The 22378-nt window shown below is 42.9% G+C and carries 16 protein-coding genes and 1 pseudogene; 8 read left to right on the forward strand and 9 right to left on the reverse strand.

Annotation, left to right across the window (positions count from 1 at the left end):
* Positions 1–28: 28 nt before the first annotated feature.
* From ACM0OW_RS17285 to ACM0OW_RS17295, 3 genes and pseudogenes are all read right to left on the reverse strand, one after another.
* The gene (locus ACM0OW_RS17285; RefSeq protein WP_414551391.1) at positions 29–2161 is read right to left on the reverse strand and encodes an ATP-binding protein; all 2133 of its coding nucleotides are present in this window, start codon (positions 2159–2161) and stop codon (positions 29–31) included.
* Between the two features lie 356 nt (positions 2162–2517).
* Positions 2518–2690: pseudogene (locus ACM0OW_RS17290) on the reverse strand (ISNCY family transposase); the annotation flags it as partial.
* Between the two features lie 258 nt (positions 2691–2948).
* Positions 2949–3080, reverse strand: a complete 132-nt coding sequence (locus ACM0OW_RS17295) for a hypothetical protein (protein WP_414551392.1) — start codon at positions 3078–3080, stop codon at positions 2949–2951.
* Positions 3081–3479: 399 nt separating this feature from the next.
* Between ACM0OW_RS17295 and ACM0OW_RS17300 the strand changes: the two genes are divergently transcribed.
* Both ACM0OW_RS17300 and ACM0OW_RS17305 read left to right on the forward strand, forming a co-directional pair.
* On the forward strand, positions 3480–4613 hold the full coding sequence (locus tag ACM0OW_RS17300) for a sodium-dependent bicarbonate transport family permease (RefSeq protein ID WP_414551393.1): 1134 nt from the start codon (positions 3480–3482) through the stop codon (positions 4611–4613).
* A gap of 97 nt (positions 4614–4710) precedes the next feature.
* A complete protein-coding gene (locus ACM0OW_RS17305; RefSeq protein ID WP_414551394.1) occupies positions 4711–5043 on the forward strand; it encodes a P-II family nitrogen regulator in 333 nt (110 codons plus the stop codon).
* 165 nt (positions 5044–5208) lie between these two features.
* Here the strand turns inward: ACM0OW_RS17305 and ACM0OW_RS17310 are convergent, their stop codons facing one another.
* The 4 genes from ACM0OW_RS17310 to ACM0OW_RS17325 form a co-directional block, all read right to left on the reverse strand.
* The gene (locus tag ACM0OW_RS17310; protein ID WP_414551395.1) at positions 5209–6126 is read right to left on the reverse strand and encodes a magnesium transporter; all 918 of its coding nucleotides are present in this window, start codon (positions 6124–6126) and stop codon (positions 5209–5211) included.
* 586 nt (positions 6127–6712) lie between these two features.
* Positions 6713–7045: a cytochrome c6 PetJ gene (petJ, locus tag ACM0OW_RS17315; RefSeq protein ID WP_414551396.1), complete on the reverse strand. Its 333-nt coding sequence runs from the start codon at positions 7043–7045 to the stop codon at positions 6713–6715.
* Positions 7046–7174: 129 nt separating this feature from the next.
* Entirely contained in the window at positions 7175–7684 is a 510-nt protein-coding gene (locus ACM0OW_RS17320) for an N-acetyltransferase family protein (protein WP_414551397.1), read from the reverse strand.
* Between the two features lie 196 nt (positions 7685–7880).
* Positions 7881–9050 carry an RpoD/SigA family RNA polymerase sigma factor gene (locus ACM0OW_RS17325; protein ID WP_414551398.1) on the reverse strand — a complete coding sequence of 390 codons (1170 nt, stop codon included), beginning with the start codon at positions 9048–9050 and terminating at the stop codon, positions 7881–7883.
* 795 nt (positions 9051–9845) lie between these two features.
* On the opposite strand from ACM0OW_RS17325, the gene priA reads away from it, so the two are divergent.
* Entirely contained in the window at positions 9846–12398 is a 2553-nt protein-coding gene (priA, locus tag ACM0OW_RS17330) for a primosomal protein N' (protein ID WP_414551399.1), read from the forward strand.
* A gap of 243 nt (positions 12399–12641) precedes the next feature.
* Here priA and ACM0OW_RS17335 read toward each other — a convergent pair whose 3' ends face one another.
* Positions 12642–13004 (reverse strand): hypothetical protein, encoded by a 363-nt coding sequence (locus ACM0OW_RS17335; protein ID WP_414551400.1) that lies wholly within the window; start codon positions 13002–13004, stop codon positions 12642–12644.
* Positions 13005–13765: 761 nt separating this feature from the next.
* Between ACM0OW_RS17335 and kdpA the strand changes: the two genes are divergently transcribed.
* The 4 genes from kdpA (at position 13766) to moaA (ending at position 19803) form a co-directional block, all read left to right on the forward strand.
* On the forward strand, positions 13766–15451 hold the full coding sequence (gene kdpA / locus ACM0OW_RS17340) for a potassium-transporting ATPase subunit KdpA (protein WP_414551401.1): 1686 nt from the start codon (positions 13766–13768) through the stop codon (positions 15449–15451).
* A gap of 131 nt (positions 15452–15582) precedes the next feature.
* The gene (kdpB, locus tag ACM0OW_RS17345) at positions 15583–17682 is read left to right on the forward strand and encodes a potassium-transporting ATPase subunit KdpB (protein ID WP_414551402.1); all 2100 of its coding nucleotides are present in this window, start codon (positions 15583–15585) and stop codon (positions 17680–17682) included.
* Between the two features lie 177 nt (positions 17683–17859).
* Positions 17860–18453: a K(+)-transporting ATPase subunit C gene (gene kdpC, locus ACM0OW_RS17350; protein WP_414551403.1), complete on the forward strand. Its 594-nt coding sequence runs from the start codon at positions 17860–17862 to the stop codon at positions 18451–18453.
* A 363-nt stretch (positions 18454–18816) separates the two neighbouring features.
* Positions 18817–19803 (forward strand): GTP 3',8-cyclase MoaA, encoded by a 987-nt coding sequence (gene moaA, locus ACM0OW_RS17355; protein ID WP_414551404.1) that lies wholly within the window; start codon positions 18817–18819, stop codon positions 19801–19803.
* 100 nt (positions 19804–19903) lie between these two features.
* Here moaA and rpsD read toward each other — a convergent pair whose 3' ends face one another.
* Complete coding sequence (rpsD, locus tag ACM0OW_RS17360; RefSeq protein ID WP_006198464.1) at positions 19904–20512, reverse strand: 30S ribosomal protein S4; 609 nt, start codon at positions 20510–20512, stop codon at positions 19904–19906.
* Positions 20513–20984: 472 nt separating this feature from the next.
* Here rpsD and ACM0OW_RS17365 point away from each other — a divergent pair, with 472 nt between their 5' ends.
* Entirely contained in the window at positions 20985–22343 is a 1359-nt protein-coding gene (locus ACM0OW_RS17365) for an OB-fold nucleic acid binding domain-containing protein (RefSeq protein WP_414551405.1), read from the forward strand.
* Positions 22344–22378 lie beyond the last annotated feature (35 nt).

Genomic DNA, 22378 nt, shown 5'->3' on the forward strand with positions numbered 1-22378 from the left:
TGCAAGCGATCGCTCTCATACTTGGCGACTACCTAAACTCTCCAGCCACAAGTTTCACAATGGCTGCAACTAATTTTTCTATGTTCAGAGGCTTAGATAAGTGCATTTGATATCCGGCTTGTAGTGCTTGTTGCTGATCCTCATCTCTAGCATAGGCTGTTAAGGCGATCGCCGGAATTTTTCCACCTGCTTCTGGGGTCAAAGTTCTGACTTCACGTAAGAGCATATAGCCATCCATATCAGGCATACTAATATCGCTGACTAAAATATCGGGCTTTAGCTGTGTTAAGACTTCCAAAGCTGCAAAAGCCGAAGATACTCCCATCACCTCAGCCCCTTCTTGTTCTAATACAAAAAGCACAAATTCTCGCGAATCAGCATCATCCTCAACAATTAAAACTTTTATCCCCGCTAGAGGTAAAGAGTTAGCTGCTAAATCTGTGGGGAGATGAGCAGAATTTAGGACACTGGGGCTGTCATCTGGACAAATCGGTAAACTGATGGTAAAAGTTGCCCCTTCTCCTTCACCAAGACTTTCTGCTTTGACCATACCGCCATGCATCTCCACAATATTACGCACAATGGCTAATCCTAGTCCTAATCCGCCAAATTTCCGCACAGAACTGCTATCTGCTTGTTGGAAATAATCAAAAGCATAGGGCAGAAACTCCGAATTAATTCCCTTACCCGTATCACTGACTATAACTTGAGCATAACCATCCGCCTGCCTGAGTTCCACTGCTATTTTGCCCTGATTGGGTGTAAATTTAATCGCATTAGAAAGAAGATTCCAGACCACTTGCTGCAAGCGAGTAGAATCACCCAGAATCATGCCCACATTCGGTTCAAAAATTGTAGTCACCTGAATCGATTTGGTTTCTAATGCTAACCGCATGGTATCTAATGCAGATAATATTGTAGATGCCAAATTGATATTCATAATTTGCAGCGTCAATTTGCCCTGTAAAATGCGGGAAGTATCCAACAAATCCTCAATTAGTTGCACCTGTAATTTAGCATTGCGCTCGATTGTCGCTAGTGCTTCTAATCTTTTGGCTTGATCAAAACTCCGGGTTTGCAATAACTTAGACCAGCCCAGAATGGCATTTAGTGGGGTGCGTAACTCATGGGAAAGTACCGCCAGAAATTCATCTTTAATTCGATTAGCTGTTTCGGCTTTTTCTCTGGCCGTTTGTTCTAATTCCAGCAGGTGCGCCCGTTCTTCTAGTATTTGCTTTTGTTCGTGGATATCCGTACAAGTACCAAACCACTTAACTACACGACCTTGCTCATCTTTGAGTGGTAAGCCTCGCCCTAAGTGCCAGCGATAGCAACCATCATCAGCTCGTTGGAAGCGGTATTCGGTTTCATATAAAGTCCCACTAGATACGGCATTTAACCATACTTGACCTACTCTTTCTACATCGTCAGGATGCAACGCTGTCAACCAACCAAAACCCATAGACTGCTCCATGTTCAGTCCCGTGTATTTACACCAATTGCTGTTAAAATAGTCAGTATTACCATCGGCATCAGATGTCCATACAAGTTGGGGAATGGACTCAGCCAAATAACGGTAGCGCTCTTCACTTTGTTCGAGAACTGATAGAATGCGCTGGCGTTCAGAAATTTCTAGCTGCAATTGCTCGTTGGACTGAGTAATCTCATTGGTACGAATAGCGACCAAATCCTCTAAATGATTTTGGTGTTTTCTCAATTCTGCCTCTACCTGTAATCGTTCAACTATTTGTGTTTGCAGTTCTTGGTTGGCTTGTTCTAGTTGAGCCGGACTTGGAAGTGCAAGAGCTAGGGGAACTAAGGGTATAAGCTCTAATGCTGTAACTAAAGATACAATTGCCGTTACTGCTTTGATTAGCCCCGACAGCCAATAAGTGGGATACCAAAGTGTCCAAACTGCCATGAAGTGAGTTGTGCCGCAAGCTAAGATAAATCCAATAAACAGCAGAAACATCCAATTAAAGGGTAAATCTTGCCGTTTGCGAACAAAGTAAAACAGTGTCGCTGGAATGGAGTAATAGGCTAGTCCTGTTACCAAATCAGATATTAAGTGTAACCAGACTAAATCTGGTTTCCATAAATAGCAGTGTCCGTGGGGGATAAATTGCCCTGCTGTAAATAAATTAGTCCATAATTCTGACATAGGTGTAACTTTTTGTTAAGGGAAAATTAATCATATTAAAAATTTGCTCTGCTTCAATTATTACCTGATAGAAAAATTAATGGGGCATAAAAAAATACCGCTTACCAAAAAGCGATACTTCAACTCAAAACTGAGGGTAATCTTCCTAAAATTACTAAAATATAGAACCTCACCCCCAACCTAATACTGTTCGGTTAAGGAAAAAGAGGGGGTAAAATCATGAAAAAGAGTTCGCGGTTCCATTATCAAGAACTAAAAACCAAAAACAGATTGACAAATTCTCACACGCACTCAAACAATGAGAGAGAAAATAGTTAAACAATTAAATTATCAATTGACAAAGAATAAATTACTGTACTCTTCCCCTTACTGCCCGCCACCATGCGTTGATAAGCCAGATAAGGACGGGGTTCGGGTGAAGAACACGCTAAACGCGCTCAAAGCGGTATCCTCCATCCCATAGCGGGTATTTTTGCCCGTGCGTTTGTCCGGTTAGCGACGACAAACGCTGGCGAAACGAACTGACGATGGTGTAGAACAAACCCGTTTCTGGCAACCGCTCTAGCTCTCTGGGATCTCTCAGATGTCATTACAATATGGTTTTGCCTTGAACCACATCTTTTAAGATTATGCCAAAGATCGGCGAATCCACTACGCTCTGTTGAGAAAGATTGACTCAGATTAGCGGAAGCATTTTATAAAAAACACTTATCCTTTGGGAAAGCGGGTTCGCCAAGATGCAGTGTTGTGCGGGATGCAGAAGCCAACGGGATCAGAGCAGACTGAACTATAGCGCACCAGCAGCAAAGGTCTTTATAGAGGCATCGGACACAGCAGCTGGCTCTGGAGACAAATTAATGACTCCCAAGCCGACTGCGATTGGCAGCGCTATCCAACGCAATTTGCGAAGTGCAGTCATAGAAAACCCTTCTTAATAAAAAAAACTTATAGAGAAAATTCTGCGATCGCAATTTACATTAACCAGAGATATGCGGGTTTTCTGAAAGTAAAAGGAAAACTTATGATTTGAATTGGAAATTACTTAGTAGATCCATGTAGAGCGATCGCAAATTTGTGCAGATTTAAGGATAGACTTAAGCACATAGAAATTTTGTTCTTAATAGGTCTTGGTTTAGGAATTACTTCGGGAAAGCGACACCTTCTAGCCCAGTTCAGAGAGTGACCACCTCTGAACAACCTGTCGGCGGGTATTCGCGTAACACCTGTGCTGTAGGGATGAAGCGCTTCATCCTTACTTTTTAAAGCTCACTTATCACAATAATCGCTCTTCGTTTAGAGGAGCCGGAAGGAGGTATTCGTGGATTTTTTGTCCAATTTTTTCATTGACTTCGTTAAGCAGTTGCAGTCCCCAACACTCAGCTTTCTGATTGGTGGTATGATAATTGCCGCCCTTGGTAGCGAACTGGTAATTCCAGAGTCGATTTCTAAGATCATCGTCTTCATGCTGCTCACCAAAATCGGTCTGACTGGTGGTATTGCGATCCGCAATTCCAACCTGACGGAGATGGTGTTACCCGTACTGTTTTCTGTATTAGTAGGGATTATCATTGTATTCATCGCGCGCTATACATTAGCCAAGCTGCCGAAGGTCAAAACCGTGGATGCGATTGCGACCGGGGGGTTGTTTGGTGCTGTGAGTGGCTCTACTATGGCCGCCGCCCTGACGGTACTGGACGAACAAAGCATTTATTACGATCCATGGGCGGGCGCACTCTATCCCTTCATGGATATCCCAGCACTCGTAACTGCGATTGTGATAGCCAACATTTATCTCAACAAACAGAAAAAGCGTAGTGAAGCAGACGAGTATGTCAGCAAGCAGGAGTATCTAGGCAAGCAGCCCGTTACAGCAGGGGATTATCCCGATCAGCAAGATTATCCCAGCACCCGGCAAGAGTATCTCAGCAAGCAGCAGTCTCCGGATGATCGGGTCAAGATATGGCCGATCGTGGAGGAAAGCCTCCGGGGACCTGCCCTATCGGCAATGTTGCTCGGCCTTGCTCTTGGAATGTTCACTCAGCCGGAAAGTGTCTATAAAAGCTTCTACGACCCAGCCTTCCGTGGACTGCTTTCGATCTTGATGCTGGTCATGGGTATGGAGGCTTGGTCAAGGATTGGCGAACTGCGTAAGGTGGCCCAGTGGTACGTCGTGTATAGCCTGATAGCACCGTTGCTGCATGGGTTCATTGCCTTCGGTCTCGGTATGATTGCCCACTACGCAACAGGATTCAGCCTTGGCGGTGTCGTGATTCTGTCCGTCATTGCCGCCTCCAGTTCAGACATCTCAGGGCCACCCACGTTGAGAGCCGGGATTCCGTCGGCCAATCCCTCCGCCTACATCGGCGCATCCACAGCCATCGGTACACCCATTGCGATCGGCGTGGCAATACCGCTCTTCCTCGGTCTTGCCCAGGCGATAGGCGGCAGCTAATCCCAGACTAGTTGCAGTCTGTCGGCGCTCCCTTGACCCAGCAGACCAAGCAACTCAATATATAATATCAATGTACGTAGGTAAGGAGGTAACCAACATGGCCAAGTCAGCCAAAAAGCTCGTCATCATCACGGAAAAGATTCTGCTGAAAAAGGTCGCGAATATCATCGATGAATCCGGAGTGACTGGTTATACGGTGGTGGAAACTGGCGGTAAAGGCAGTCGCAACGTGCGCTCGTCGGGACAACCCAACGTTTCCGATACCCAGGCGAATATAAAGTTTGAGGTGCTCACCGAAAATCGGGATATGGCCGAGAATATTGCGGATCAGATCGCAATGAAGTTTTTCAACGATTATGCGGGCATTGCTTATATCTGTGACGCGGAGGTACTGTACGCGCACACTTTCTGCGGGCCAGACGGCTGTTGAATCGAAACGACGCAGACCTAAAAAGCCCGGGGCATGACCCCGGCTTTTTAGTAGCCGTATTTCGTGTTAGCCTGTGGACTGGACAGTACCAACACTTCCAGGAAGAGGCACCGAAGAAAAAGCTGGCATTTGTTAGCATTTGTTAGCTTTTTTGAATCGGAGACTTTAGATGTGTAAAAACAACCGGGCTATTTGTAGATAAATCAGGATTCCGGCTACATCTACCAGGGTAGCGCCTAAAGGAGCAGACATTAAAGCCGGATCAAATCCGAGAACTTGGAAGAAAAATGGCAGCATCGCACCGCAGAAACTAGCTAAGACGGAAATGGTAAACAAGCTCACCCCAATCACCATCGCTATAATTTGATTGTCTTGCAACAGCATGGCTTCACCTGTCACCAGTATTCCCAAAATTGCTCCGAGAATAACGCCAGAAGCCATCTCTCGGTAAAGAACTTGGAGAATCAGAGTTTTTAACTGAGTATTCTGAACGTTCAACGCCCGGACTACAACTGTGGCTGTTTGGGTACTGACGTTTCCGCCGTAAGCAATCAGCAGGGGGATAAAACTAGCAAGTACCACGACTTGTTCTAAAATATATTCTTGACTTTTAATCACAGTTGTGGTTGCAGTACTAGCAAGCAGCAGAATAAATAGCCAACCTAACCGTCGCTTCACAATTGCTATAGGGCTATTATCAGAATAGTGATTCTCCTCTGGCTGTGCATCATGTTCGGCGTTGGGTTTATACAGTAACTCAAATATTTGTATCCGCTCGTCTGCTGATAATTCGTTGGTAAAATTTAAATCATCTTTTTTTTGGAAATCTTCTCTCAGGTGTTCTTGGACACTGGTACTCAGAGTTTGGTAAACTGCGATCGCTTGATGTCTTGGTAGCTTATAAAAGGCTTCTGCTTGCCAACCATAGGGAAGCTCGGTAATTTCTGTGGCTATCTCGGCTGGTTGCCAATCACTTAATATGTCTTTAGTCTCCTGGATTTTCACTTCTTCTGACAATGGTAACGGCGGAGGTTCTTCGCCTGTTACAATTGCTTCGCAGGAGTCTATCGATGAGTGATACATAGTGTGGGATGATTACTCGTTTTCCTTTTCACTAATATCAATGATAACGAGTATTATCATTAAATTTGCTGGTAGTTATCTATTTATTTCCAGAGAAATAAATTTTTGGGAACACTGGAGAGATTTAATAGTTTTAGATTAAGTGATTTCGCTGACAAATTGGAGTTGTTACCCCAATTTATGGAGCAAATTTAAAGTTTTTTCACGGGCGATGCTGTTCCCTTGGTTTTCAAAGTATTCAGATGCCTTTTTCAAATCAGCGATCGCCTGGGAATAATTTCCCTAAGAGCGCGGATATTAGATTGATATTTCTCCCCTCTCCGCTAGCGCTACTGTCTACATAAAAATAATTGAATTACCCCAAATCTCTTTTTGTAGGGTGTGTTGTCCCGTAGCGCAACGCACCATCCTAAATTTCGGTGCGTTAAAACTTTAGTCTATAACGCACCCTACCAAATGAAAGGTTTTTGGACTTGTGTGTACACCATAGGGGGGAATGGGAATTAAAGTCCCCCTTTTGAAGGGGGATTTAGGGGGATCTAAAACTTTTTGCTACGTCACTAAGGACTTTTCAAACAACCTCTAACTACCAACCTTTATCAGCTTGCTCCAATACGTAAGCAGCAACATCTTCAATTTGTTCTGATTTTAAACGACCTTTAAAGGCAGGCATAGCATTTTTACCATTTGTCACCTGACTAATAATTGCTGCTTCCGAGTACAAACCGTACTTTTCTAAAGCGTCCTTTTTCAAAGTTTTTTGAGCTTGAACTAGATTTCTACCACCAGCATGACAAGCAGCACAATTAGCACTAAATATTTTAGCTCCGTTGACTGTATCGGCTGCCAAAGCTGGACTACTAAAGGCAAAAGTGAAGATAGTGATACCTAAAAGTAGCAAGGAAATAATTCTTTTCATTTCGTGTTCTCTCTGCAAAACGGCTGATTAGGTACAATACCTTTCATAATTGTCAGTTCAATGAATTGCCTGCGTCAAAAGACAAGTTGTCAAACTTCACTTTGATGAAAGATATTGTAATTAACCGATTCAACCTTTATTTGCTAACTCTTGCATTGCTTCTTGTGTGACGCGACAAATTCGCCAATCATCTAAAATAGCAGCACCCATACTGCGGTAAAATGCCTGCGCTGATTCATTCCACTGCAATACACTCCACTCTAAGCGTCCACAGTTGCGCTCTACAGCTATTTGAGCTAATTTAGACAAAAGAGCTTTACCAATACCTTGACGGCGATATTCTGGTAAGACAAACAAATCTTCTAAATAAATTCCTGGCTTAGTTAGAAAAGTAGAATAATTATAAAAAAACAGGGCAAAACCAACCGCCTGCCCTGCATATTCTGCTAATATTGCCTCAACATACTTGGGAGAGCCAAATAAATGCTCCTTAAGATCCAAGGCATTCCCAGTTACGGCGTGAGATAATTTTTCGTACTCAGCCAGCCCCTTAATTAAATCAAACAGTACGTTGCTATCATCTGGTTCAGCTAAACGCAAAATCAAATCGCTACGAGAAATCATTAGTCCATCATCCATAGTCCATAGTCCATAGTTTATAGTCAATGCTGTCAAATTTGTGACTAATAATTAATAACTACAGACAAAATTCAGGACTTAGAGAACACCAGATAAATTACCCAAAACCGTAGGGTGGGTTAGCGTAGCGTAACCCACCGTCACCAGAAACAAGTAGCGTCACCCACCTTGACCATAAACAATTACGCATTACGAATTAAATTAACCAACCCTTTAAGCGCTTGGCGATATGAGGGCGACGTAGTTTCCGCATCGCTTTGCTTTGAATTTGGCGGACTCGTTCACGGGATAAATTGAACATATTACCCACCTCTTCTAAGGTACAGGGTTCGCTGGTGGTCAAACCGTAGCGCAAGGAAATCACGTCTTTTTCCCGTGGAGTCAGCACATCACCCAGGACATCCCAAATTTCCTGACGCATCATATTTTCATTCATTTTTGCTTCGGGAGATAAGTTATCCTCATCTTCGAGCAAATCCATCAGTTCTGTGTCTTCCTCTTTACCTACACGGTGATTTAGAGAAAGGGCTTGTCGCCGTAACTGTTGTAATTGGCGCAATTGTTGGACGCTAATTTCCAACGCTTCGGCCATTTCCGCTTCGTTGGGATTGCGACAGAGTTTTTGTTTGAGTTCCCGTTGGGCTTTTTTGAGTTTGTTAAGTTTTTCAACAATGTGAATCGGTAAACGGATAGTTCGCGCATCGTTAGCGATCGCTCGCGTAATTGCTTGTCTAATCCACCAGTAGGCGTAGGTCGAAAACTTATAGCCTTTATCGGGATCAAATTTTTCTGTGGCGCGATTTAAGCCCATTGCGCCTTCCTGAATTAAATCCAGAAACGGTACACCCCGATTCAGGTATCGCTTGGCGATGGAGACCACCAATCTCAGGTTGGAGCGAATCATTTTGCGTTTCGCCACTCTACCTTGATATAAGCGACTTTCTAGTTGCTTTTCAGTCATTTCTAGCTGTCCGGCTACTTGTACCTTACTGACTGGCTGTCCCAGTTCTAATTCCAAAGCAGCTTGGACTTCCCTAACTTCCTCTAGAAACCTGACTCGCCGTGCTAACTCTACCTCTTCGTCGGGTTTTAACAACGGATAACGCGCCATTTCTTTAAAAAACGCGCCTACAGCATCATCATGCTCGGTTTTATTGTATCCTGAAGGCCGAGCCGCCGCCATGTCATCCCCATCACGTTCGTCTGATTCCAGATTTTCAATGATTGGGGGTTCTGACTCCACCACTGGTTCTAGAAGTTCGAGTGAAGGATCTTCATGTTCGACAGTAGTCTCCAGTATTTCCATTGTTCCCAATTCAGCAATGTTCATAGTTTCCTTTAGGGATTGTTGCTTTGTTTGGTACATAATTTAGTGACAGCAGCTTGCTTGAAGCTTTGGTAGTTTTCCCTAACAAACAAATGCACCCCTTTGTCAGAAAAATACATCTTCTTGCTAATTGCTTATTCATTAGTGAAAATCAGCCCCTCGCTGTCATTTCTTGGCTCCTGCTAGATAGAACCTCTAACAAATACTGGTTTTTGCACCCAAAAGCTATCTTCTCAGGTTCCAACAGAGATTTTCCTTATTTTTTTCTTAATACCCAAATCTGTCAAATTCCCCCAACCTTTATCCACCTTAACAAATATAAAAAACTCTAGTAAATACCCCCCAGCTTAAATCTTTTATAAGTTACATCAGTTTTTAAGCTTCATCGGTGAGAAATTATGCCAAAAATCACAGTCTTGCTTTGGGTTTGGTGCTTATTTCATGCAGCTTTCTCAAGGACACGGATTGAGTAGTCTATTTTTCAGGAAATAAGTTATTTGTATAAAAGCATCTCATATACACAAAGGGTTGAATATCTATCAAGGGGCTGAAAAACGATATGTCCTATTTAGTAGTTAGTCAGACTATATTCGGGAATCTCAAAAAAAGAGAATTTTATTCTTTATAGCGGACTTTAAATATTTATGGCATGGATTGTAAAGACAAAATTGTCTGGTAAATTACATAAAGGGAAACTTATCAAGTATTCTCGGAAACAAAAGTATTATCAAACACATTTTACTTCCAAAAAATAAAAACTTTTCGTAAAGCTAGGTGAACTCTAAAGGACTTAGCGAAAGTAATAGAAACATTTGTCTATAAAATTGCAAAATCATGTATAAAACTGGCATAAATTTACTTAATTTGGTGGTAGCTGAACCAGGAGAAACTTACCAGGCGGAAAATGTAAATCGATGGATTGAAGTCCTGGTAGACTGTCCAGGAACTACCGGATTATTTACCTATCGATTGCCAACTCAGTTAAAAATCAAACCTGGTGATATTTTAAGTGTACCATTTGGTACTCAAAAAGTGGGAGCGATCGCCATTCGTTTATTGACAGAACTAAATACCGATCTACCACCAGAAAAAATCAAAGAAGTAGAAGATATAGTTAGCGAAGGTTTCTTCCCCAGTACCTATTGGGAACTATTAAATCGGGTAGCTGCATATTACTATACGCCTTTAATTCAGGTGATCCGGGTGGCGTTACCACCAGGGTTACTGGGGCGATCGCAACGTCGTATCCGCTTGCTCTCAGACGCAGAAATAAAAGGACAAATCTCCTCATCTTTAACTTTCCTTAGTCCCGCAGCCCAGCAAGTTTTAAACCTTTTGCAATCTCAACCAGCCGGAGACTACAGCTTCGTCTACCTGCAACAAAAAGTCAAAACAGCCTATAGAGGTGTGCGGGAATTGTTGCGATTTGGGTTAGTAGAAAGTTACTTAGAACCACCGCGACTAAATCGACCCAAGAGACAAAAAGCCGTTACCTTGATTGGTTCCATCGATGGTGATTTAACTAAACGCCAACGAGAAATTTTGGAAATATTGCGGCGACGTGGCGGAGAATTATGGCAAACCGAACTATTGCAAATTTGTCATGCTAGTTCCTCTACCCTGAAGACGATGGCAGAAAAGGGCTACATTGTCATCGATGAAAAAGAAGTGCTGCGAACAGAACAGGGGCTAGCATTAGCCCCAGATGTCCCCAAAACTTTAAATCCTCATCAAGCAAATGCCTTAACCACCATACAAGCCATCAATGGGTTTGCTCAAGTCTTGTTGCATGGGATTACAGGGTCAGGCAAAACAGAGGTATATTTACAAGCGATCGCCCCGCTAATCAACCAAGGAAAATCCGCCCTAGTTTTAGTTCCCGAAATTGGACTCACGCCTCAGCTAACAGACCGTTTCCGCGCTCGTTTCGGTGGTAAAGTCAGCGTTTATCACAGCGCCCTTTCCGACGGCGAACGTTACGACACTTGGCGACAAATGCTTACAGGGGAACCCCAAATAGTCATCGGGACTCGGAGCGCCATTTTCGCCCCTTTACCCAATTTAGGTTTAATTATCTTAGACGAAGAACACGACAGCAGTTTTAAACAAGATTCCCCCATCCCCACCTATCACGCCCGCACCGTCGCCCAATGGCGCGCCGAATTAGAAAATTGTCCTTTAATTCTCGGTTCCGCCACCCCTTCATTAGAAAGTTGGGTAAATCTCACCAACACCCCACACCCCACACCCCACACCCCACACCCCACCTACTACATTTCCCTCCCCGAACGCATCAACTCCCGCCCATTACCACCGGTGGAATTAGTCGATATGCGATTAGAGTTACAGCAGGGAAATCGTTCTATATTTAGTCGGTCGCTACAAACAGCTTTACAGCAACTAGAAGAGAAGCAACAACAAGGAATTTTATTTATTCATCGCCGAGGACACAGTACTTTTGTTTCTTGTCGCAGCTGTGGCTATGTGATGGAATGTCCCCATTGTGATGTGTCGCTATCCTATCACCAGACAGAAGCAGGAGCGCCGCAAATACTACGCTGTCATTATTGTAACTATACGCGATCGCATCCCCAACACTGCCCTGAATGTGGTTCCCCTTACCTGAAATTCTTTGGTAGCGGGACTCAGCGTGTCGCCCAAGAATTAGCAAAACAGTTTCCCCAGTTGAGTTATATTCGTTTTGATAGCGATACTACTCGCAACAAAGGCTCACACCGTCACCTATTGACTCAATTTGCTAACGGTGAAGCTCATTTATTAATTGGGACACAAATGATTACCAAAGGTTTAGATTTACCCCAGGTGACATTGGTAGGTGTGGTTTCTGCTGATGGTTTACTGCATTTATCAGATTATCGCGCCAGTGAAAGAGCTTTTCAAACCTTAACTCAAGTAGCCGGTCGGGCTGGTAGAGGCGATGATCCCGGTCGAGTAATTGTGCAGACTTACACCCCAGAACATCCCGTAATTGGGGCGGTAAAACAACATGATTATCAGTCTTTTTCCCACACAGAATTAGAAGAACGCCAAGCGCTGAATTATCCCCCCTATGGACGGTTAATTTTATTGCGCTTGAGTAGTTTAGATCCGATTCAAGTCCAGAACACAGCGCAAATTATCGCCACAGCTTTAAGTTCTAGCCAAGGCTTTGATATTCTCGGTCCAGCCCCAGCTAGTGTTATGCGAGTAGCTAACCGTTATCGTTGGCAAATTATGCTCAAGTTTGATCCCGATGCTTTACCAAATTTACCTGATTGGGAGTATGTGCGATCGCTTTGTCCTAATTCTAGTAATAAGTATGGTGATAAGTCTGATGATAAGTCTGTGAGTTTAACGATAGATGTAGACCCATTAAACATCATGTAACACAGAATATAGAGACGTTCCACAGAACGTCTCTACAAAAGTTTGATATAGCGGTATCCACTTCAATGAAGTACATCATAGCCCCCTCCTCGCTTGCGGGGAGGGGGTTGGGGGTGGGGTTCTTGTATCTCACTTAACTGATAACCGCTATAACAAGCATATTTAATTTAGGTCGATGTTCAATGATTCACAAGTGCTACACAAGTCATATATCTGGTAGCAGTTTGAATTTAAATACTAGATTCAATCTTCCCCAGTCCAGAATTCATTGATATTAACCATCCAGGGTATACCTTCATTAACTGGAGAACTGACACTAATTTTAGCTTGGTTAGCAAATCGTTTTAACTTATTGGCTAAATAAGGAATAGTCGTCATTAGATGTTGATAGCTTTTGAGATCATGACAGACCAAAATTAAAATCAGAATGCCGCTATTGACTTTGAAATACCAGTGACAACTCGATAACAAAATCCGGACTGTACTCTTACAGGCTAAGAAAAAGCTATTTTTGGTGGCTTCTTCTAATTGGGTTAGCCAAATCCCACTCAGAAGCGTTGTTTTATTAGATGGCAAATCGTCTGGAGATAAATATGGTTGATACATAGCAACTCTCCTATTATTCAAAAGAGTAAAAAACTAAAGTCAGCTGTATGCCCTTGAGATAATTACCTAGGCATAAAATTCAGCCTACAAGTGAAGCCGGACTACATGACATTTTTATTTAATATCCGTTCACCCCTTAATAAACTTTATATAATCGACAATCTCTTATTGCTAATTTTCCTCATATTTCCTTAGTAATTAATCCATATAAGTTAATATTTGGCCTACCGATACATTTTTATCGGAAAATATCTAATTTGGCAAGGAAAATCCTGAATCCTTGCCCCTGCTCTCTGCACCCCTGCCTCTTTTCAACACCCCATAGATAAATTTTAGAGGCAGGAAATCAGAAAATATTCTTGATAAGAGCTTGCATCTCGAAATAAATATGCAATATAATTTTTTGCTAACTTCGAGTTTATTTTACGGACATGGATAATATTTAGTGTAAATGTATACAAATACAGAAGTATTGTGTAATAAATGTATCTTAGTTAACCATGTATTTTAAATTAGCAAATTTCGGTAATTTGTTGTATGACGCAGTTATATTAATAAGTTATATAAGAGTGAAATTTCAGTATTTTTGACTGAAACTTGCAAAAAAATCTGAAAACTAGTAATAACTGAAAAAACTAAATCGATTGAGGTTAGATATAAGAGACATTACTACACTGCTCGTGATTTAATTGCAGAGTAATTGATTGGATTATGTAAATAATTAGCTTTCTATCATAAAACTTGAATTGAGTACGAAATAGATGGGACAAGGTTTTTTGCAAATTGGCTTAACGCTGTGTATTGTTATAGCAATCGTTCCAGTTTTGGGAAAATACATGGCGCGTGTTTTCTTGGGAGAAAAAACACTGCTTGATCCATTAATGAACCCGATAGAGCGCAGTTTCTTCGTTTTAGCAGGTGTTCGGAGTAAAGATGATCTGACGGGTTGGCAGTATATTCAGGCAGTATTGTCCAGCAACCTCGTGATGGGGATTTTAGTATACGCACTCATATTTTTGCAGCAATTATTACCCTGGAATCCCAATAATCTTGATGCGCCGAAGTGGGATATCTTACTACATACAATTGTTTCATTTGTAACTAATACTGGGCAGCAACATTACACTGGGGAAACAACTTTAAGCTATTTTAGCCAGGTAGCAGCTTTAGGCTTTTTGATGTTCACCTCAGCCGCCACAGGTTTAGCGGTAGGAATTGCCTTTATTCGGGGTTTGACAGGCAAAAAGATGGGTAACTTTTACGTGGATTTGACTCGTGCCATTACGAGGATATTACTACCCATTTCAGTGATTGGAGCGATCGCCTTAGTTTTCTTCGGTGTACCCCAAACATTAGATGGAACCCTAGTTGTGCAAACCTTGGAGGGCAGAACCCAATATATTGCCAGAGGGCCTGTAGCGTCCTTTGAGATGATTAAAATGTTGGGTGATAACGGTGGTGGTTTTTTTGGCGTTAACTCAGCCCACCCCTTTGAAAATCCGAATGGGGCTACTAATTTAATCGAAATCATCGCCATGATTGCCATTCCAGCATCCTTAATTTATACATACGGCATATTTGCTGAAAATATCAAACAGGCTTGGTTGGTATTCTGGATGGTATTTGTGGTGTTTATAATTCTCATTTCAATAGCAGTGGGCGGAGAACAACAAGGTAATCCCCTAGTGAATGGCACACTGGGCTTAGAACTGCCAAATTTAGAGGGCAAAGAAATTCGCTTAGGTTGGGTACAAACAGCACTCTGGTCAGTTATCACTACCGCCACCGCTTGCGGTGCAGTCAACGGGATGCATGATTCCTTAATGCCACAAGGGTTATTTTCCAGCTTATTCAACTTATTCCTCCGCATGGTTTGGGGAGGACAGGGAACAGGGACAGCTTACCTATTTATTTACCTGATTTTGACTGTGTTCTTAACAGGATTACTGGTAGGACGCACCCCAGAATTTTTAGGGCGCAAAATTGAACGGACAGAAATCATCCTTGCTAGTGTGGTGCTGCTGATTCATCCCATTGTGGTTTTAATTCCCAGCGCTATTACATTGGCTTATCCTTTTTCTCTATCTGGAATTACTAACCCTGGATTTCACGGCATTTCCCAAGTAGTTTATGAATATGCTTCAGCCGGTGCAAATAATGCTTCCGGTTTACAAGGATTGAAGAACGACAGCCTATGGTGGAATTTAAGTACCTGTTTCAGTATGTTGACCGGGCGCTACATTCCGATGATTGCCCTTTTGCTATTAGCTGATGGTATGTCTCGTAAACCAACGATACCAGAAACCACTAGTACCCTCAAAACAGATTCACTCTTATTTACCACGGCTACGGCTGGATTAGTAGTGATTTTGGGAATGTTGGCTTTCTTTCCAGTCTTAGCTTTAGGCCCCATCGCCGAAAGTTTTAAACTAGCTGTCGGTAGTTAGAAGAGGCAGGTGGGCAGGGTGCAGGGTGCAGGGGGAAGAAACTTCTCAATCCCTATTTCCCAATCCCTATTTCTCAATCCCTATTGCCCAATCCCTATTGCCCAATCCCCAATCACCATTCCGCATCTAAAATGAACGTTGCACCTACCTCTAAATCATCACGTTTTCGTTCTGGCGATCGCCGCCAAGCCCTCAAAAAAACCAAAATCAATACCAAAAGACTTTATCTCCTAGCCATCAGGGATGCTTTTATCAAGCTTAATCCCAGCCATGCAATTAAAAATCCTGTCATGTTTTTGGTTTGGTTGGGGACACTGACCACCTTGGGATTCACCATTGATCCCAACTTATTGGGGACAACAGCCCCAGAAAATAACCCACAACTTTTTAATGGCTTATTAACAGCAATCTTGTTTCTTACTGTGTGGCTGGCTAATTTTGCCGAAGCCTTAGCTGAAGGACGAGGTAAAGCCCAAGCCGATGCTTTGCAATCTACGAAGTCAAAGACGATAGCTAAAAAACTTGCCCCCGATGGCGCAATTTCTGAAGTTCCTTCTACTAGCCTCAGAGAAGGTGACACTGTTTATTTGGTAGCAGGCGATATCATTCCTGCTGATGGCAAAGTGATCATGGGTGTGGCCTCAGTGGATGAATCAGCAATTACTGGGGAAACAGTACCAATCCTCAAAGAATCCGGCTCAGACGTTGCCGGTTCGGTGATCGGTAGTACGCGGATGATCACTGATGAATTAATTGTGCGGATTACATCTGACCCGGATAAAGGGTTTATTGACCAGATGATTGCTTTATTAGCAGGAAAACAACGCAGTAAAACACCGAATGAAATTACCTTGACAATCTTCCTCGCCGTTTTAAGTTTAATCTGTCTGTTGGTTGTGGCTACCTTGCCAGTATTTGCTTACTACGTTGAGAGTCCAGTCAGCGTCACAATGTTAATCGCCCTGTTGGTAGCGCTGATTCCCACTACCATCGGCGGATTATTAAGTGCGATTGGGATTGCTGGCATGGATCGGGTTGCCCAATTTAACATCATTGCCACCTCTGGAAGAGCCGTAGAAACCTGTGGCGACGTTAACACCCTCATTCTCGACAAAACAGGCACAATCACTCTGGGTAATCGCTTGGCAGAAGAGTTAATTCCCATCAATGGTCATTCATTAGAGGAAATGGCTCATATTGCTTTAGCAGCGAGTATCTTGGATGATACGCCTGAAGGAAAATCAATTATCCGACTGGCACAAAGCTATGGCGCACAATTTGATTTCGATCCCAACCAAGCCGTAGGAGTAGAATTTTCTGAAGACACCCGAATGAGTGGCACAAACTTGTCGGGGAGGCGTGAAGTCCGCAAGGGAGCAGTAGGAGCAATTAGAGAATTTATCCGTCTCCGCAATGGACAAGTACCCCCTGAATTGAATACTGTCTACGAAAGGATTTCCCGACAAGGAGGTACACCCCTAGCAGTTTGTCTAGATCAAGAAATTTACGGTGTGATTTATCTCAAAGATATAATTAAACCCGGCATCCGCGAACGTTTTGAGCAGTTACGCCGGATGGGGATCAATACTATTATGCTGACTGGCGACAACCTGATTACAGCATCTGTGATTGCCCAGGAAGCCGGAGTTAATGACTTTATTGCTGAAGCTACACCAGAGGAGAAAGTCAGGGTTATTCACCGAGAACAAGCAGCCGGTAAAGTAGTAGCAATGACAGGAGACGGCACTAACGATGCTCCCGCACTAGCAAAGGCCAATGTTGGCGTGGTCATGAATACAGGGACTCAAACTGCTAAAGAAGCCGCCAATATCATCGATTTGGACTCTGATCCCACAAAGCTAATTGATATTGTCAGTATTGGTAAACAGTTACGGATTACTCGTGGAGTTTTGACTATATTTTCCCTGACTAATGATATTGCTAGATACTTTGCAATTATCCCATTTATCTTTACTACCATTAATCTACAAAGTTTGAATATTATGAATTTGTCGAGTGCTAATACTGCTGTGTTATCGACACTCATTTATAATGCTTTGATTATTTGCGCTTTCATTCCCTTGGCTTTGAAAGGTGTGGAGTTAAAATACCTGACAGCTAATCAACTGCTACAACGCCATCTCTTAATTTATGGTTTAGGTGGGGTAATTGCACCGTTTATTGCTATTAAGTTAATAGATATGCTCCTGGCGACAACAGGGTTAGTTTAGAAATTAAAAATAACTTTTAGCTTGCATCTCAATAAAGTAAACAAAGGCGGGTTTATTAAAATTATTATTGGTAATTGAACATATCTGTAAACCCGCCCCTACTTCCAGGCTTTCAGCAATCAATAATGTCCTCACCACCTTGACGGTTGCTATACATTCAGAACAATAGGAATTTTTATGAGTTTTATTCGCGAAATTATCAAGGCTTTTCGTTTGATTCTGGTGCTTTGGTTAGTAACGGCAATTATTTATCCTTTGGCAATCTTGATTATGGGTCAAGCCTTGTTTCCATTTCAAGCTAATGGCAGTGTGATGGTGAATGTAGAAGCCGAAACAATTGGTTCTGCTTTAATTGGTCAGACATTCACATCTGATAGTTATTTTCAAAGTCGTCCCAGTAGTGTGAGATATAGCCAAGGAGAACAGGCCAGTCCCACTGGTATATCTGGTGCGAGTAATTTGGCTCCTAGCAATCCAGTACTGCTAGATCGAATTGTCGCCAAGGCAAATCAATTTCGAGATGAGAATATTCAACCTTTTGCTGATGTAATTTATACTTCTGGTTCTGGTTTAGACCCACATATTTCTGTCAGAACAGCAAGGCAGCAGTTGGGACGAGTTGCTCGCACCCGTGGTATCGGAGAAGATGAAATATTACCTTTAATTAATAGATTCACTGATGGCAGGTTTCTCTTGATTTTTGGTGAGCCGGGAGTCAATGTGCTGCGACTAAATTATGCTCTTGATCTGCAAGATATTAATCGTCAGTAAAGAGGCCTACCGTGTACACACAAGTCTTATCAAGTTGCCTAAGAGCGTTTCGATCCCCCCTAACCCCCCTTGATAAGGGGGGAACTAGAATCAAAGTCCCCCTTTTTCTACGCCGAAGGCGCATCCCCGAAGGGGTTTAGGGGGATTTAGGGGGATCAGATCACTTGTGTGTACACCGTAGGTAAAGAGGCAGGGAGAAGAGGCAGGGGGGCAGGGAGCAGGGGCATGGGGGAATAAACTTACTCTTGACGCTTTCCGGGCGGGTTTACTAAGGATTTTGACGAACCACAAATTGATTGCTTGAACCCGCCCCTACTGACTCCCCACTCAGCACTTTGTAGGATAGAGAATAAACACCAAACTATGAACCAGGTAGACTATCTCCGAATTAGCCTTGTCGATCGCTGCAATTTTCGTTGTCAGTACTGTATGCCAGAGGGGGCAGAGCTAGATTATCTGCTCAAACAAGAATTATTAACTGATCAGGAATTGCTGACGCTGATTCAAGAGGTATTTATTCCTGTGGGTTTTACCCGGTTTCGATTGACGGGTGGGGAACCTTTGCTGCGCCCCCGTGTAGCAGATTTGGTTAAGGCGATCGCTTCTTTACCCCAAACCCAAGACCTCTCTATGACTACCAACGGGTTTTTATTAGCCTCCCAAGCCCAAAAGCTCTATGATGCTGGTCTCCGGCGAATAAATATTAGCCTGGATTCCCTGGACTCTAACACCTTTGACCAAATTATCGGCAATCATGGTCGTTCTCGTTGGCAACAAGTTTGGCGAGGGATTCAAGCAGCTTATGGGGTAGGATTTGACCCTTTGAAGCTGAATGTAGTAGTAATTCCTGGTGTCAATGACCATGAAATTCTGGATTTAGCGGCGTTAACCCTTGATAAACAATGGCACGTCAGATTTATTGAGTTTATGCCCATTGGTAATGGCGATTTATTTAGCGATCGCGGTTGGGTATCTTCAGAAGACTTGCGCCAACGTATCCGCGATCGCTGGGGCTTGACAACATCCCAAGTTTGTGGTGCTGGGCCTGCTGATGTATTTCAAATTCCAGGTGCGAAGGGAACCCTGGGATTTATTAGTCAGATGTCAGAATGTTTTTGCGATCGCTGTAACCGGATGCGCTTTTCTGCCGATGGTTGGCTGCGTCCCTGTTTATTAAATGAAACTGGACAACTTGATTTAAAAACAGCCCTGCGTACTGGTACTAGCACTGACCAACTACAAGCACAAGTCAGACAGCTATTAGAAATTAAACCAGAAATTAACTTTAAAGGGCGCGACTCTGGTACTGCCGGTCTTTACAGCCGTACCATGTCGCAAATCGGTGGTTAGTCATTTTCATCCAAGTCCCCCCTCTCCTTACCAAGGAGAGGGGCTGGGGTGAGGTTATGTCTTTTATTAAATCCGCACTCCAATGACCAAAAAATAATAACTAAGCTTGACGTGAGTAGTATTCCACAACAAGCAGTTCATTAACTTGTAACGCCACCCATTCTCGTTCAATGACGCTGTTAACTTTACCAGTTAACTTAGCTTTATCAAATTCCAGATGACTGGGGAGATTGGCTAAACCGGGATATTGCAAATTGGCTTCTACCAACTTCCGTGAAGCTTCGCGGTCTCTGATTGCAACTACTTCACCGGGACGGCACTGGTAACTAGCAATATCGACTCGCTTACCGTTAACTGTTACATGACCGTGATTTACCAGTTGACGAGCAGCTGGAATCGTGGGAGCCATACCCAAGCGAAAAACGGTATTATCCAAGCGCATTTCTAGCATTTGTAGCAGCACTTGTCCGGTAGAACCAGTGACGCGTCTAGCTTTACGTACATAACGCAATAGTTGCTTTTCGGTCAAACCGTAGTTCATCCGAATTTTTTGCTTTTCTTCTAGACGGACTGCATACTCAGAACGTTTTTTGCGGTTCTGACCATGTTGCCCTGGTGGATAGGCTCGTCTAGCAGTTTTGCGACTTAATCCTGGCAATTCGCCTAAGCGACGTACAATTCTGAGGCGTGGCCCTCTATATCGGGACATGAGTTTCCTTAATCTAATCCTGTTAACTTTACCCAGACATTCAATTTTGACACTCTCCTGATTATAAATCAGGAAATTCTTGGTTCTACGAAGCTGCTTGCTTTGACATGACGTATCAAAGCAGAGGCCTTTTCTCCCCAAGCCTAAAATCCGGACTGTCCTGCCGTACTATAACAAACCGGTTTTGTGTGTTTATTTAGTTGGTAGACTACGAAATGACACAGTATTTCAACTCAGAAATACTTTTTACGTTGTCTACTTATCTTATATTTTGACTATATTAGCACTATTCGCCTCAGCATCAATCACAGTGCCACAAATCCTTGGGAAATACAGGCATCCGTTTTTAAAGTGCTGAGTGCTAAGGTTTATTCTCCCCTGCACCCTGCCCCCTGCCCCCTGCCTCTTCTCCCCCTGCCCCCCTGGTTCTTCCCAGTCCCTTTTATAAATTCTGTTTTGGAGGTTGATAAAAATGGTCAAAATCACTGGTCGTAAATTTGTAGGCAGAGAAAATGTCTATGATATTGGGGTTGAACTTTACCATAATTTTACAATTAAACATGGTTTGATCGCCTCCAATTGTTTCAATAAATCCCATTCAACTGCCTACGGATATGTCACGTATCAAACCGCATATTTAAAAGCTAATTATCCCTTAGAGTATATGGCGGCACTGTTGACAGCGAACAGTGGCGATACCGATAAAGTGCAGAAATATATTAATAACTGCGTGAATATGGGGATTACCATAGATCCGCCGGATATTAATCGTTCTGGGTTGGATTTTACACCAGCAGCCAACAAGATTTTATTTGGGTTTACAGCAGTGCGGAACGTGGGGCAGAATGCGATCGCCTCTATTTTGTCAGCCAGAGATGAGGGTGGCGAATTTCAAACACTGGCTGATTTTTGCGATCGCGTCGATCTGCGTGCTGTTAACCGCCGCACGGTAGAATCGTTGATTCACTGTGGAGCCTTTGACAAAATTGAAGCAAACCGTCAACAGTTAATTAATGATTTATTACTAGTTTATGATTGGGCGCAATCCCGCGACAAAGATAGAGCTAGCGGTCAGGGAAATCTCTTTGATTTTTCTGGTCTAGGTGGTAGCGTTACTGATACTAATCCTAAAAAAGGAAGTAATGCTTTTGCAGTCGTTCCTAAAGCTGACCCTGTGGAGAAGGATTTTCCCCCACAAGAGAAGTTACGCAAAGAAAAAGAATTGCTGGGTTTTTATGTGTCAGATCATCCCCTAAAAGCTTTAAGACAAGCAGCATCGGTGCTGAGTCCGATTAACCTTTCACAACTTAATGAACAAAAAGAAGATACCAAAGTTTGTGCGGTGATCATGCTGAATAATGTCAAAAAAGTGATGACCAAAAAAGGTGATCAAATGGCAATTTTGCAAATAGAAGATTTAACAACCCAATCAGAAGCAGTTGTTTTTCCTAAAACCTATGAACGCATCAGTGAGCAACTTATCGTAGATGTCAGGTTAATTATCTGGGGTAAAGTAGATCGGCGAGATGACCAAACTCAACTGATTGTTGAAGATGTAGAAAAAGTAGAGGAAGTCAAAATGGTGATGGTTGAACTAAATCCTCAAGAAGCTGGTGACATTGAACATCTACATCATTTAAAGACAATTTTACAAGAACAGTCAGGGGATAAAGAACAGGCAAGAACGCCAGTAATTGGAATTATACAATCAGAAAATTCTCGCCAATTGGTGCGCTTGGGTTGGCAATTTTGTGTGCAGTATTCTGGTAGAACAGTTCAAGCTTTGCAAAACGCCAGATTTACAGCGCATACAAAATCGCTGATTGAATAGGAAAGTGCTGAGTGAGTAGGGGCGGGTTCAAGCAG

The organism is Anabaena sp. CCY 0017, from assembly GCF_963920885.1.
Taxonomy (GTDB): domain Bacteria; phylum Cyanobacteriota; class Cyanobacteriia; order Cyanobacteriales; family Nostocaceae; genus Nodularia.